Origin of the sequence: Alcaligenes faecalis, from assembly GCF_041521385.1 — a bacterium.
In the GTDB taxonomy this organism is placed as follows: Bacteria; Pseudomonadota; Gammaproteobacteria; order Burkholderiales; family Burkholderiaceae_B; genus Alcaligenes; species Alcaligenes faecalis_E.
In genome coordinates this window covers 2,631,522-2,645,914 of sequence record NZ_CP168006.1, presented here as the reverse complement: position 1 = coordinate 2,645,914, position 14,393 = coordinate 2,631,522, and the positions used below count along the sequence as shown (strand labels likewise).

Below are 14,393 nucleotides of genomic sequence, written 5' to 3'. Positions count from 1 at the left end.
AACTGCAGGCCCTACCGTCAAGCCATCGCCCGTCAGGAAGCGTAAAGATGGGCTTAGGCGGAGGCGTCGGTAGACCTGGAACGGAACTGGCTGCACCACCAGAACCCGGCCGACAGGGCGGCCGCACACAACATGCCCAAGGCCAGCAACAAGCCGCTGTCGAACAGCAGCGGGGCCACCACCCCGGACACGGTGGCAAACAAAAGCATTTGCCAAGCACTTTGTACCGAGGAGGCCAGACCGCGCATGGTGGGGAAGGTGCCCAAAGTCACCACCGTCATGCCCGGCAGAGCCATGGACATGCCAAAGGCATACACAAAAATGGGCATCACAGCCCAAGGCACTTCAGCCTGGAACAGCAGGTTGTACACCGTGTTGAAGGTTGCACCAGCCAGCATGATGGACAGGCCCAGACGAATCATGCGGGCCGGGGCCAGCTTTTCGGCAAAACGGGCATTCAGAATGGAGCCGCCCAGCATGCCGCCAATAAAGGGCAGAAACAGCCAGGCAAAGGCGGTTTCTGTCAGGCCCAGCACACCAATCACAAAACTGGCCGCCGACGAAATGTACAAGGCAAAGCCGCCAAAAGCGAACGCAATGGCCGAGATGGCCAGAACGAAGCGGCCATTGCTCAAGGCGCGGGCATAATTAGCCAGAATCACCCACAGTTTCAAGGGCTGGCGCGATGCCACAGGCAAGGTTTCAGGCAGTTGTCGCCAACACAGCGCAATCAGGCCGATGCTTAGCACCGTCAGCATCCAGAACACGGAACGCCAGCCCGAATAGCTGCTTAAATACCCGCCCACCACCGGCGCAATCGCTGGGGCCAGGCTAAACACCATGGTGATATGGGCAAACAGGCGCTGGGCCGTCACACCCTGTACACAGTCACGCGCCAAGGCCTGACCGACCACCCGCCCGGCACCTGCCGAACAGCCTTGAACCATGCGGAAAAACAAAAGCCAGGAAAAACTGGGGGCCAGCGCCGAACCAATCGAGCCGATCAGAAACAGGATCAGCGAAGCCAGGATCACGGGACGCCGCCCGAAACTGTCGGACAACATGCCCCAGAACAGGCTCATGAAGGCAAAACCAAACAGGTACAGACTCAGGGTCTGCTGAACCATTGACTGGTCAACGGAAAATTCGACACCGATACGGTGAAAGGACGGCAGATAGGCATCGGTAGCAAAAGGCCCCAGCATCGCCAACGCCGCCAACACCAAGGTCAGCTTGCGGTAATTCATAGATAGCTTTGGAAAACAGGAGGGCGCCAGAACTGGCGCAGGGATAGGGGCATGGTACCCCTTAACCGGACCGTACGGACACGTCCGCACAAGGCATAGTGTATCAAACGATATAAACCGAATTGAGCCTACCGGCTTTTGCTCCCGTTTCTTTGGTCATTACTCGATTCAAACGACTTAACGTCTACCCGGCGACGGAGTCCCGAATGCCTCGCGGCTGGTCTGCCCAAAACCACTCTGATGCAGCAGGCTGCGTTCAATAAAGCGGCTGACCTGGGAGCGCACTTCCGGCAACCAGGGACCTTGGTCAAACACGTGCGGGAACTTCATGCTGAACCAGGCATAGAGGCTGATCTGCTTGCTCAGCAATTCGGCATCTTCCAGACGAGAGGGACTGGCGGATTTCAACCAGGACGGCGCCGGTGGCAAGGCCATGGGGCGTTGCGCCACATAGGCTGACAGGCAACGCTTGAAGTAATCCAGCTCCGTATCCTTGTCCACAGACACCGGCGCACAGGCAAAGGTGAACTTCTCACGCAACTCCAGCTTGGGGGCCAGACGGTCTACACAAAAGCCCAGCTCGATAGCGTCTTTCAAACCCGCTGTCTGGAACAAGGGGCTATCGGAAGCCACTTTCTGCGCAAAGTACTGGAGCACCGCGCCGATATTGTGGTTATCCAGTAAAGAGGCCAGCGCCTGCACATGCTCGGGGCTGGGTGCAATGGGCAAGCGCAAATCCACACTGGGGGCGTCGCTTTGCAACTGGGTGCGAATATGGTTCAAGTCCTGCTTGTCCATCGCCCCCACATAGCCTTTGGGGTACAGGCCATAACGCCCTGCCCGTCCGGCAATCTGGCGCACTTCGGTGGCGTTCAGGGCACGCATGGAGCGGCCATCGAACTTATGCACCGTCGAGAACAACACTCGGCGAATCGGCAGGTTCAAGCCCATGCCAATGGCATCGGTGGCCACCAGCACATCGGCCTCGCCTTGGGAGAATCGTTCGGACTCGGTGCGGCGCACTTCCGGTGCCAGCGCGCCGTAAATGGTGGCGACTTTCCAGCCTTGAGCACGGTAACGAGCACTGAGCGTCAGTACGTCCTTACGGGTAAAGGCCACCACCGCATCGCCCTTGGACACGCCCTGAGCCTCGCGTTGACGGTCTTTACGACCACGCCACGGCGCTTCCTGACGCCCTTGTTTGCCTGTGGCTCGTGGCGGCTCCACTGGATAAGGCATGACCTCCAGGGGAGTTTTGCGTTCGGTAAATTCCAGCTCCATGGTCTCTTCCATGGCGCGCACCAGACGCTCGCACGGACGCAAGACCGAGGCATCCCCACAGACAAACAGAGTACGAGCCGGAACCCCCACCAAGGCGGCCGTCCAGGCCCAGCCACGCTGCTCGTCTTGCAACATTTGAATCTCGTCCAGGACGGCCACACGCACTTCCATCGTAGGGTCCATCATCTCGACTGTGCAGGCGGTGTGCTGGGCACCGGGCACCATCACGCGTTCTTCGCCCGTCACCAGATTGCAGGGAATACCGGCACTCATCAGACGATCACGCACTTCCATGGCCAGCAATCGCAGCGGTGCCAAGTACACACCGGATCGCGCTTCCATCAGGGCTTCCAGAGCTTCGTGCGTCTTGCCCGAGTTGGTTGGCCCCAAACGGAACACCAGATGGCGGCGGATGCCTCGGGCCAGGCTGAACATTTCCGGGAAATCGCCCAGGCGCATCAGATCTTGAGCGCGCTGCTGCTCCACACTTTCCAGAATGCGGCGCACCGGGCCATTGAGCAGGCGCTTTTCAAAATCCCCGGCCTCGATTTCCTGTTGCTCGATCCCCTCTTCCAAGGCCATACGCAAGGCTTTGGCCAGCTCCAGAAAGGACGAGCCATCAATCAAGGGGCGCTGGGTTTGCAAAAACGCATCCAGCGAATCTTCCAGACGCTGGGACAGACGGTTTTGAGCTGCCGTATTGAACAAAACCGTGACGCGGGCGGGCAATCGGTCCAGCTCCGAGCCGGTACGTGGCAATGGCACGGCGGCCTGCATACGCACATTGGCGCGCCAGTGCTGACGCTCGCCCGCTACAGGAACATTCACGGCCAGCCACAAATCCTTGTGCCACCACAGGCGCAAGGGATCTTCCGGATCAATGTCGTAATCGCACGCCTCTTGCGTCTTTATCTGGTTCAGCACTTGTTGCTGACGCCATTGCGTGCGGGCGCGGTCAGCGGCTCGTTGATACTGCGCCCGTTCACGATTGCTCAAGGTGCCGGCATATTGCTCGCGCCATTGCTCAATCTGGCTTTGATCGATCGCCGCCAACAAATCTGGATGATGGGCAATACGATCACGCCCGCCAGCGGCTCCGCCACGCACTTCCAGCTTGGTGCTGGGCAAACGGCGATCGGCCAGCCACCGCTCATATTCCTGACGGGTAATACCCAACAAGGCCATGGTTTCTTCCGAACCGATACACTCCTGCTCCCAGGCCCAACGCTGCTGGCGTTGCTCACGCTGACGCTCCTGACGTTGTGCCTGGGCCTGCAACAGCAACGCCTGCTGCTCGGCATCCAACTTGAATTCCTGGGTCAAGACAGCGGCACTGGCATTGCGGCCATACACCGTCATGAACCAATGGGCAGGCTCACCCGCCTGCAGACCCTCAAAAGCCGCCAGGGTAATGCGCTGCGGCTCACAACCCTGCTCTTTCAACCAGGCTGCCAAGCGTTCCTGGGCTTGCGCGAGCTTACGCTGCTTGTCGTTTTGTTCTTTTTGGCGCGCTTGTTCACGTTCTTTCTGAGCCTGTTCCCAACGCTGACTGCGTTGCTCGCGGTCGCGCTGCTCGGCCTGCAACTGCCACAAATAGGTTTGGGCCAGGGGCCAGGACTGCCAGGCCTGCAACAAAGCCAGCAAGCGTGGACCACGTTCAGCGTCGGGCCAGTTCTCGCTTAAGGGCAAAGACTGGGAAGCAATGGCACCCGCCAATTGGCCACGCTGTTCAAGCAGTTGCTCGCGCAGGGCGTCATAAACATCCGCCTCCAGCTTGTCTGCACTCATTTGATAGAGCAGGCGCAGGGTACGAATCACAACCTGAGGCACTCCTTGGGACTCCAGGCGCTGGTCCGCATCCTGCAAGCCCAGCTCAGCAGCGATGATCTGATTGAAAAAAGCGGCATCCTGCGGCAAGCGCCAGGCTTTCAGCCATACACGTCGTATGCCTGCCCGGTCCTGAAAACGCGCTTTCTTGGCAACCTGACGAGCCACACCTTCCAGACGCGGATAATCCAGCCATTGGGGATGGAGCAGCAAACCCGCTTGAGTAGAGACGGGAGAATCGGAAACAGACGAAGCGCGACGCGCAGCCATAGGGCGGGGACCTGAAAATACGGGAAGAAGAGAACGAGAAGGGCAGAAAAGCCGGTTCAAGCCAGCATGAGCAGCATTATACGGGTCTGCTCCGGTACGTTCAGAGGATACATGCCATCACCGTGCTGCACGTATTGGTGGGCAAGAAGACACAGGACTACTCAACTAACCATTCCAGACAGCCTTGCGGCAAGGCAACCAAACCGGACTGACTGTGATTGCAGCCCGGCACGATGCGAAAACGCGGTTCACCACCTTGTTGTTGCGCCAAAGCCTGCGCCAGTTCGCGGGTGCCATCCACCATGCGGCGCTCTTGCAAACGCAAGCGACGCAGTTCGCGCTTGTCCTCGGGCATGGCCTCTTCTGCCGGTCCCAGGCTTTGCTCGTACTCACCAACGGAGAACTGTACAGGCATCGTCAAGGCTGCCTTGGGCAAGGGTTGGGCCAGCAGTCGAGCCAGATAGCCATCCCCCCACCAGACCGACGGGCTGGAGACCACCAGCGCATCAAACAATTCTGGCTGTTGATACAGCAGTTGCAAGGCAAACAGGCCACCCAGGGAATGACCACCGAGCAAACGCCGTTGCACATTCAACGGTGCTTGTGCGTAGGCCCAAGGCAAGAACACGTCTTGCATCATGGCCAGAAAATCCGGCGCGTGGCCCGCTTCCCCATTGAGCGCGGGCGTGAAGTCCTGGTCGCGCCAGACCTGCCCGCCATAACCGATCCCCAGCACCGCACAGGCTTGTGGAGTCTGCTCTTCACAGGCCGCCAGCACCGCGTCAAATTGCGGTAGATCAAGCACACACAGCAATGGCCAGCCATCCGCAGGCGTTGGCGTGTCCGGCCAGGCCAAAGTCAGACGATACTGTCGGCCCAATGGGGAAAGAAAATCCAGATGTTCAAGCTGCATAAATAAATCGCGGTCAGCGCGCTCACGGTATCGGTCTACCAGCGCGAATAGCCTAGCCTCAGTGGGCTGCTTTTAGTGTTAACAGACCCTAGCCAATGAACTATACTTTCTTTCTATGTAAACGGTTATCATTCAGCCACTTAATGTCCACATCCGCTGTTCCGGCCCCTGCCCTGGCCGACTATCAACATATCCTCAGACGTCGCTGGCTCCTGGTAGGTGCGCTGGTCCTTGTGATTTTGGCCTCGATTGTGGCCGACTTCATGTTGGGGCCGTCGGGCCTTAGCTTGGGTGAGCTTAGCCACGCTCTGTTCTACCCGGAACAGTCCGACCCGACCACCCGCGTCATCGTTTGGGAAATCCGCCTGCCTTATGCCCTGATGGCCATGGCCATTGGTCTGGCGCTGGGCCTGTCCGGCGCGGAAATGCAGACCATCCTGAATAACCCGCTGGCCAGCCCTTTTACCTTGGGGATTTCCTCGGCAGCGGCCTTTGGCGCATCCCTGGCCATTGTGCTGGACCTCTCGATTCCCGGTATTCCGCAAGCCTGGACCATTGCCGCCAACGCCTTTATCTTTGCCTTGCTTTCCGCCTTTTTGCTCGATGCCGTGGCCCGCTGGGGTGCCATGAGCACCGCCAACCTGGTGCTGTTTGGCATTGCGCTGGTGTTCTCCTTCAACGCACTCGTCTCGCTGGTGCAGTTTGTAGCCAGCGCCGAAGCCCTGCAGGGGCTGGTGTTCTGGACTATGGGCAGCCTGTCGCGCTCCTCTTGGGGCAAGGTTGGCATCATGCTGGCCGTCTTTGTGCTGATCCTGCCGCTGTCGCTGCGTGATACCTGGAAGCTGACTGCCCTGCGTCTGGGCGAAGACCGCGCGGCCAGCTTTGGTATCAACGTCTCGCGGCTGCGTCTGGTATCCCTGCTGCGTATCAGTTTGCTGGCCGCGCTGGCCGTCTCTTTTGTCGGCACCATCGGCTTTGTGGGCCTGATTGCACCGCATATTGCCCGCCGCCTGTTTGGTGAAGACCACCGTTTTTACTTGCCCGGCAGTGCGCTGGTGGGCGGGGTGATTCTGTCGCTGGCCTCGATTGCCTCGAAAAATATTGTGCCGGGCATCATCATCCCAGTTGGCATTGTCACCTCGCTGGTGGGGGTGCCCTTCTTCCTGGGCGTTGTGCTGCGCCGCCAAATAAAGTGAACCATGCTTGAAGTCCACGATCTGAGCCTGTCCTACGGCAAACGCGAAATCCTGTCCCAACTGACCATCGAGCCCTTGCAACCCGGTCAGTTGGTCGCTTTGCTGGGCCCCAATGGCAGCGGTAAATCTACCCTGCTCAAGTCCCTGGCAGGACTGCTCAAACCCACCACTGGCGAGATCTTGCTGGACGGCCAGGAGCTGAGCGGTGTCAGCTTCGAGCAGCGCGCCCAAAAAGTGGTGTACCTGCCCCAGTCCTTACCGGCCTCGGTCCACCTGCGTGTATTTGAATCCGTGCTGGTAGCGGCCAATGCCTCGGCACCCGGCGGCCACGCCCGCGATGTGGACCACGAACACATCATGCACATCCTGCAACGCCTGGGCATTGCACACCTGTCCATGCACTATCTGGACCAGCTCTCGGGTGGCCAGAAACAGTTGGTGGGTCTGGCACAAGCCTTGATCCGCAAGCCGACTTTGCTGCTGCTCGATGAACCCTTGTCCGCCCTGGACCTGAACTATCAATTCCACGTAATGGATTTGCTGGCCCAGGAAACCCACGACAACAAACTGATCACCCTGATCGTGCTGCATGACCTGAACGTGGCCCTGCGCCATAGCGACTATGCACTGATGATTGAAGGTGGCGGCCTGCTGGCGCAAGGGGAACCGTCCAAAGTCATTACCCCCAATTCACTGGCCCAGGCTTACGGGGTGCGCGCCCGCGTGGAAAGCTGCTCGCAAGGCACCTTGCAAATCATTATCGACGGGCTGCAAGAGCCTGTGCTGTGACCTTCGGAGAACCCATGAACATCCTGCGCCACCTGCTGTTGTCGCTGACCTTGCTCTTGCCTTTCGGTGTGCAAGCCCAGCCCATCGAAGTTACTGATGCCATGGGTCGTACCGTTACCCTGCCCGGCCCGGCCAAACGCATTGTACTGACCCAGGCACGCCACTTTCCCGTGCTGGCTTTGGTCCACCCCGAACCGGCCACGCTGATTGCTGGCTGGTCAGACGAGTTCAAAACCTCCTTTTCCAACGAGTACGAAACCTATCTGAAACGCTACCCGCAACTGGCCAAGATCCCCGTTGTGGGACGCCATACGGCCGATACCTTCTCGGTAGAACAAGCCTTGGCCCTGCGTCCTGACCTGGTGGTGCTGACCGCCGCCTTTGCCGGCCTGACACCCGGCCAGGATACGCGCGACTCGGCCCTGATCCAGCGCCTAACCGCCGCCAAGGTGCCCGTCATCGTCATCGACTTCTTTGTCAATCCACTGGAAAACACCGTACCCAGCCTGCGTGCATTGGGCTACGCCGTGGGTGAAAAAGAACGCACCGACGAGTTCATCCAGTTTTACGAAGAGCACATGCAGGGCGTCGCCCAGCGACTGGCCGATCTCCCCAAAGCAGATCATCCGCCCGTTTTTGTCCATGCCCATGCAGGCAGCACAGACTGCTGCAACTCGCCCGGTGCAGGCACCTTCAACGACATGATCACCTATGCTGGCGGCCACAATATTGGCGCCGATGTCCTGAAAAGCGCCACCGGCAAACTTAACTTTGAATACATCCATTCCCGCGCCCCTGTCGTCTATGTGGCCACCGGCACAGGCGCAGGCAAGCGCACCACCTCCGGCGGCTTGACGATTGGCACAGGCGTCAGCGAAGAACAGGCACGCAAAAGTTTGCAAGCCATTATTGACGGCAACCGTCTGCAGGCCTTGCCCGCCGTGCGCAGCGGTAATAGCCACGGTATCTGGCACGCCTTTAACGATTCGCCTTTGCACATGATCTTTATCGAGGCACTGGCAAGCTGGATTCACCCGGAGCGTTTTGAAGGTGTCTCGGCCCTGAAAACACTGGAAGAAGTGAATCAACGCTTCCTGACCGTGCCGATGGAAGGCACCTATATGATTGATCTGAAGCCCGCCTCCTAAGCCTTCATGTCCCGCCTGATTGCACTGGAACTGCCGCCTGCGGGCGGCCATCCGCATCACGTCTTGCTGCGCCTGCCGGAGGGCAAGCCTGAACAGGGTGCCCTGCCTTTGCTGTGCCTGCTCGATGGCCAGTGGACCTTGCCACTGCTGGAAGAAAGCGGCCACCCCGCCTTGCAGCACTGCGCGATTCTGTCATTGGGTTATCAGGGCGAACGCGATCAGATCACGCGTTATCGCGCCCTGGATTACACCCCGCCCGGCCCGGACGGCGGCTTATGGCAAGACCCGCGCGTCCCCCAATGGCAGGCGGGTGGCGCGCCCGCCATGATCGAACAAATACGCATGGCGCTAGCCTTGGCCCAAAACGTGGAGCCTGCGCTGACCCGTTCACGCATCAGCCTGTACGGCCACTCCTACGCCGGTCTGTTCGTGCTGTATGCCCTTAGCCAGCGCAGTCTGCCCATCCATCATTACCTGTGCGCCAGCCCTTCTTTGTGGTGGCACGCCCCCCTGATCTGGACCTTACTGGGGCCATTGGGCAAGCCAGTACAGGTGGATATTCTGGCCGGTGCCGCAGAGGCCTGGTACCCGCTAAATGCTCAGGCTGCGGGGCCAGAAGGGCGCAAAAATGGCGTGCCAACCCTGCCCTCCATGCAAAAACTGCAAGCGCACTTACAGGCCCAAGGCATGCAGGCGAATCTGCATATTCTGCCTGAGGCCGGTCACGGCCACGTTCTGGCACACGCCACCTTGCGTGCCCTGGAACTGGCCTGTGACGCGGCTTAAGCGCGTTTTCCCGGCACACATGGCACACCCTTTCATTCCCCATCCAAGTTTTCCCGCCCTAGGGTAACTCCCCCCATCCATCCTCTTGTTTTAGACCTCAACTTCTTTTAGTCTGTATTTATATGCAAGTGCATAGAAATCAAAAAAAGAGATTGGAGACAAACATGAAGGTAGCGGTATTAGGTGGCGGGCACGGTTGTTACGCGGCAGCGGCAGACTTGAGCGAACAAGGCCACGAAGTACGCTTGTGGCGTCGTGATACAGCCCAGTTGCAGCCCTTGCTGGACCGTCCAGTCATGACACTGAAAGACGAAGCAGGCGAGCGTGACATCCCCATTGCCAAAATCTGCGCCGATATTGGCGAGGCCATCGCTGGTGCCGACCTGGTACTGATTCCTTCGCCCGCCATTGCACAAACCGATATTGCCCGCGCCATGGCTCCCCACCTGGCAGACGGCCAGGTCGTGTTTCTGCCCCCAGGCACCTTCGGCTCCTTCATCATGAGTGAGATCGTGCGCGGCACCGGCAACAAAGCCGATGTCAGTTGGGCCGAAACCGGCACCCTACCCTGGCTGGCCCGCAAGCATGGCGATACCGTGATCAACATCACCACCCGCGCCACCCGCCTGCCTACCGGCGTGTACCCTGCACGCAATACCGACCACGCCCTGGAGGTGATTGGCAAAGTATTCCCCAGCGTGGAACGCTGTGAAGATGCCCTGTCCGGCGCCCTGATGAATGCCGGCCCCATCATCCACCCCCCACTGATCATGATGAACGCAGGCCCGCTGGAGCACTTCCCGGCCTGGGATATTCACAACGAAGGCACTCAGCCTTCGGTCCGTGCCGTGACCACGCAGTTGGACAATGAGCGCATGCGCATTCGTGAGGCGCTGGGCTACGGTGCCCCGCACTTCCCGCTGTCCGATCATTACGAAAACGATCAGTGGATGTATGGCGACCGTTCCTCGCACTCCAAGCTGGTGAAAAGCGGCGACTGGCGCGAGAAGATCGACCTGCACGAACACCGTTACATGCGTGAAGACACTATGCTGGGGCTGGCCTTCTTTGCATCGGTAGCCGACTGGGCCGGTGTGGACGCCCCCGTCACCAAAGGCTTGCTGGCGATTGCCGGTGCCATCGTGGGTGAAGATCTGCGCCAGGGCCAACGCACACTGGCCAGCCTGGGCCTGGACACGATGAGCCGCGAGCAACTGCAAGAGATGCTGCACGCCGGGAGGGCCTGATGAACACGCCCGCCCCGATCAAACGTATCGTTGCGGTGGGCGCAGGTCGCATGGGGCGGGGCATCGCCCTGGCCTATGCGCTGCGCGGCCAAGCCGTGACCTTACTGGATTTCAAACCCCGTCAGCCTGCTGATAGCGCCCGTCTGGAAGGCGAAATACGCCAGGAACTGCGTGCCACGCTGGAACAACTGGCCGACCTGGGCATGTTCATCACTGAGCAGATCGACGGCTATCTGGACTGCATCGGCGTCGCTCCCTTGAGCGAAGCGGCGCACGTGCTGGGCCAGGCCGATCTGATTTACGAAGGCGTGCCCGAAACCCGCGACGCCAAGACCGACGCCCTGGGGCGTATCGGCGAACTGGCCCGGCCCGATGCGCTGATCGCCTCCACCACCTCCACCATGCTGGCCTCCGATCTGGCCCCCATGTTGAGCCACCCCGAGCGTTTCCTGAACGCACACTGGCTCAACCCGGCCTTCCTGATCCCCCTGGTTGAAATCAGCGCCCACCCCGGCACCAGCGAGCAGACCTTGAGCCGCCTGCAAAGCAATCTGGAATCCATCGGCAAAGTACCGGTGGTCTGTGGCTGCCACCCCGGCTTCATCGTTCCGCGTCTGCAAACCCTGATCATGAACGAGGCCGCTCGTATGGTGGAGGAAGGCGTGGCCAGTGCGGCTGATATTGATAAAGCCACCCGCTACGGCCTGGGTTTCCGCTTTGCCAGTATCGGTGTGCTGGAGTTCATCGACTACGGCGGCAACGACATTCTGTATCACGCCGGGCAATACCTGTCGCAGAACCTGGACCCGGAACGCTACGCCGTACCCGACATCATCACCCGTTATATGGAAAGTGGACGCAACGGTCTGCGCAGCGGACAGGGCTTTCACGAATACCCGGTGGACCAGCAACAGGCATACCGCCGCGACGTGCTGGCCCGCGTACTGGGAATGCTGGATCACATCGGCCTGGCCCCTGCCCGTGCCGAACACTTTGCCAAGGAGACACAGGAATGAAAAAAGACTCCCACGCTGCGCCTTCGGCTTGCTGCCCTCCAAGAGGGCGCTTTTCATCTTGGGACGGCCCGGCGATGAAAAAAGACTCCCACGCTGCGCCTTCGGCTTGCTGCCCTCCAAGAGGGCGCTTTTCATCTTGGGGCGGCCCGGCGATGAAAAAAACCGCTGCGTTGCTGTTTGCCCTGATGAGCTGTCATGGTCTGAGTCAGGCTCAAGAAGTCCCCACCCTGCGGGTAGGCTGGACCATTCCGGGTGAAGAAGCCAAGTATCTGATGGCCAAGCGCCCCGAGCTGTTCCCTCAATTGGGCAAGAAATATCAAATCCAGTGGACCCAGTTCCAGGGTACCTCGCCCATGGTGCAAGCCATGCGGGCTGGCGTTCTGGAATGCTCCACCATGGCCCCCATGTCGCTGGCCAATGGCGCGATCGAAAGCGGTCTGGAAGCCTATATCGTGGCCCAGCATGTGCACTCGGACGATGATCACTTCTCCGTCTATTGGGCCGTGAAAGAAGACAGCCCGATCAAGACTGCGGCGGACCTGAAAGGCAAGGTCATTGGCACCAATGCTTATGGAGCCGGGGTGTACTTCGACATGCTGCTGTGGCTGCGTCAGAACGGTATTGACCCGGACAAGGACGTGAAAATCGTCGAAACCGGCTTTCCCCCTGCAGCCGACGCCATTCGCAGTGGCCGCATTGATGCCGGTCCCATGGCCCAACCCTTTGCCCTGCTGAACGAAAAGAAAGGCGGTTTGCGCAAACTGTTCTCCCTGTCCGAAGTAGCCAGCCCATCCGTGCAGATTTTCGAGGCCTGCAGCAAATCCTATAGCGACGCCAACCCCGAAGTGGTGCGCGCTTACGTGCAGGACTTGAAAACGGCCATGAGCATGCTCAGCAAGGATCCGGCACTGGCCGTGGAAGTGACCGCACAAATCACCCGTGCCCCCAAGGACTTGCTGGCCCAGTACCTGTTCACCGACAAGGACTTTGCGCGTGTGCCCGACATGCAGCCCAATCTGGAATCCATCCAAGGCACCTATGACCGCTACCACGAGGCTGGTTTCCTGAAAAAAGCCTTGAACGTGCAGGACTTTTACCGGGCTGATTTACGCGAGGACACACCATGATTGAACTGGATGGTGTCGGTAAAACCTTTAACACCCGGCAAGGCCGCAGCCATACGGCCCTGCAAGACATCGCCCTGAGCATTCCGGCAGGGCGCTTTGTGTCTATTCTGGGACCCAGCGGCTGCGGTAAAAGCACCCTGCTCTATATGTTAGGGGGCTTTGAGTCCTGCTCCAGCGGCCAGATCCGCGTCAAGGGCAAGCCCATTACCGGCCCAGGTCCAGACCGGGGCCCGGTGTTTCAGGAGTACGCCCTGTTTCCCTGGAAAACCGTGCTGGGAAACGTGGCCTACGGCATGCGCGAACAAGGCATGCCCAAGGACCAGGCCGAACAGCGCGCCAGCCAATGGCTGGACAAGGTCAAACTGGGGCCTTACGCCTCCTTCTATCCGCGTGAACTGTCCGGCGGCATGCGTCAGCGCGCAGCCATTGCCCGCACTCTGGCCTATGAGCCGGACATCCTGCTGATGGACGAGCCCTTCGGGGCGCTGGATGCCCACACACGCGTCACGCTGCAAACAGAACTGCTCAGCTTGTGGGAGCAGTTGCGCAACACCGTGGTCTTTGTGACGCACGGCGTGGACGAGGCCGTCTTCCTGTCCGACACCGTAATTGTCATGACCGGCTCGCCTGGCCGTATCAAGGAGGTGGTAGAGATTGACCTGCCCCGCCCCCGCGTCCGTAGCGAGCTGCTGCGCAACCCGGTCTATCAGGAAACCATTATTCGTCTGGAGCACTCCTTGATGGCGGAGGCCCACCCATGACGCCACAGCACTGGTATGAACATCGCTGGGCCTCTTTGGTCATGGCGGCCATTCTGGTGCTGCTGGCCTGGGCAGGGCTGGCCCGTTGGGTGGGGCTGGATTCCTTTCCCAGCCCCTGGGCAGCCCTGCAGGAGTTGCCCGCCCTGATCAGCGACCCGATGGCCTGGTCGGCCATCCTGCAGTCGGTAGGCCGCATGTTTGCGGGCTATGCCCTGGCGCTGGTCGTAGCCGTGCCCCTGGGTCTGGCCATGGGCCGCAGCCGTCTGGTCTATACCGCCTTCTATCCTTTGGTGGCCCTGGCCTACCCCATGCCCAAAGCGGCCTTGATGCCGATCTTGATGCTGTGGTTCGGTCTGGGGGATTTCTCCAAGATCCTGGTCATTGCACTGGGCGTGTCCCTGCCTTTGCTCTATCACAGCTATCACGGCGCAACCCGCATCGAACCCAAGCTGATCTGGGTGGCCCAGTCCATGGGCATGGGTCCACTGGCCCGTCTGGGCAAGATTGTGCTGCCCGCCTCCTTGCCGGAAGTCATGATTGGCTGCCGCGTCGGAGTGGTCATGGCCCTGATCGTGATGGTGTCCTCCGAGATGATTGCGCGTCAGGAAGGCATAGGCAATCTGCTGTTCACCTCTATGGATATGGCGCAGTACTCCACGGTCTATGCCGTCATCATGCTGCTGGCCGTGCTGGGCATTGCCTGTGATGCGCTGTTCGAGTTTGTCCGCAAACGCTGCACACATTGGCATGACTCTACCCAGAGCCTGATGGACAAAGGATGACGC

12 protein-coding genes are annotated in these 14,393 nt (G+C 59.8%); 9 read left to right on the top strand and 3 right to left on the bottom strand.

What is annotated here, in order from left to right:
- Nucleotides 1-53 precede the first annotated feature (53 nt).
- The 3 genes from ACDI13_RS11805 to ACDI13_RS11795 form a co-directional block, all read right to left on the bottom strand.
- Nucleotides 54-1,247 (bottom strand): multidrug effflux MFS transporter, encoded by a 1,194-nt coding sequence (locus ACDI13_RS11805; protein ID WP_316990455.1) that lies wholly within the window; start codon nt 1,245-1,247, stop codon nt 54-56.
- A 177-nt stretch (nt 1,248-1,424) separates the two neighbouring features.
- Nucleotides 1,425-4,625 (bottom strand): helicase-related protein, encoded by a 3,201-nt coding sequence (locus tag ACDI13_RS11800; protein ID WP_316990454.1) that lies wholly within the window; start codon nt 4,623-4,625, stop codon nt 1,425-1,427.
- Nucleotides 4,626-4,782: 157 nt separating this feature from the next.
- The gene (locus ACDI13_RS11795) at nt 4,783-5,538 is read right to left on the bottom strand and encodes an alpha/beta fold hydrolase (protein WP_316990453.1); all 756 of its coding nucleotides are present in this window, start codon (nt 5,536-5,538) and stop codon (nt 4,783-4,785) included.
- A 143-nt stretch (nt 5,539-5,681) separates the two neighbouring features.
- Between ACDI13_RS11795 and ACDI13_RS11790 the strand changes: the two genes are divergently transcribed.
- From ACDI13_RS11790 to ACDI13_RS11750, 9 genes are all read left to right on the top strand, one after another.
- Nucleotides 5,682-6,734, top strand: a complete 1,053-nt coding sequence (locus ACDI13_RS11790; RefSeq protein WP_316990452.1) for an iron ABC transporter permease — start codon at nt 5,682-5,684, stop codon at nt 6,732-6,734.
- Nucleotides 6,735-6,737: 3 nt separating this feature from the next.
- Nucleotides 6,738-7,523 carry an ABC transporter ATP-binding protein gene (locus ACDI13_RS11785; RefSeq protein ID WP_316990451.1) on the top strand — a complete coding sequence of 262 codons (786 nt, stop codon included), beginning with the start codon at nt 6,738-6,740 and terminating at the stop codon, nt 7,521-7,523.
- Between the two features lie 14 nt (nt 7,524-7,537).
- Complete coding sequence (locus ACDI13_RS11780; protein ID WP_316990450.1) at nt 7,538-8,671, top strand: ABC transporter substrate-binding protein; 1,134 nt, start codon at nt 7,538-7,540, stop codon at nt 8,669-8,671.
- Between the two features lie 6 nt (nt 8,672-8,677).
- On the top strand, nt 8,678-9,457 hold the full coding sequence (locus ACDI13_RS11775; protein WP_316990449.1) for an alpha/beta hydrolase: 780 nt from the start codon (nt 8,678-8,680) through the stop codon (nt 9,455-9,457).
- A gap of 164 nt (nt 9,458-9,621) precedes the next feature.
- Entirely contained in the window at nt 9,622-10,704 is a 1,083-nt protein-coding gene (locus ACDI13_RS11770) for an NAD/NADP octopine/nopaline dehydrogenase family protein (protein ID WP_316990448.1), read from the top strand.
- A complete protein-coding gene (locus ACDI13_RS11765; RefSeq protein WP_372372464.1) occupies nt 10,704-11,720 on the top strand; it encodes a 3-hydroxybutyryl-CoA dehydrogenase in 1,017 nt (338 codons plus the stop codon). The genes ACDI13_RS11770 and ACDI13_RS11765 overlap by 1 nt, the downstream gene beginning before the upstream one ends.
- 152 nt (nt 11,721-11,872) lie before the next feature.
- Nucleotides 11,873-12,847 carry an ABC transporter substrate-binding protein gene (locus tag ACDI13_RS11760; protein ID WP_316991162.1) on the top strand — a complete coding sequence of 325 codons (975 nt, stop codon included), beginning with the start codon at nt 11,873-11,875 and terminating at the stop codon, nt 12,845-12,847.
- Entirely contained in the window at nt 12,844-13,608 is a 765-nt protein-coding gene (locus ACDI13_RS11755; protein WP_316991163.1) for an ABC transporter ATP-binding protein, read from the top strand. Before ACDI13_RS11760 ends, ACDI13_RS11755 begins: the two co-directional genes overlap by 4 nt.
- Complete coding sequence (locus ACDI13_RS11750) at nt 13,605-14,390, top strand: ABC transporter permease (protein ID WP_042488602.1); 786 nt, start codon at nt 13,605-13,607, stop codon at nt 14,388-14,390. Before ACDI13_RS11755 ends, ACDI13_RS11750 begins: the two co-directional genes overlap by 4 nt.
- Nucleotides 14,391-14,393 lie beyond the last annotated feature (3 nt).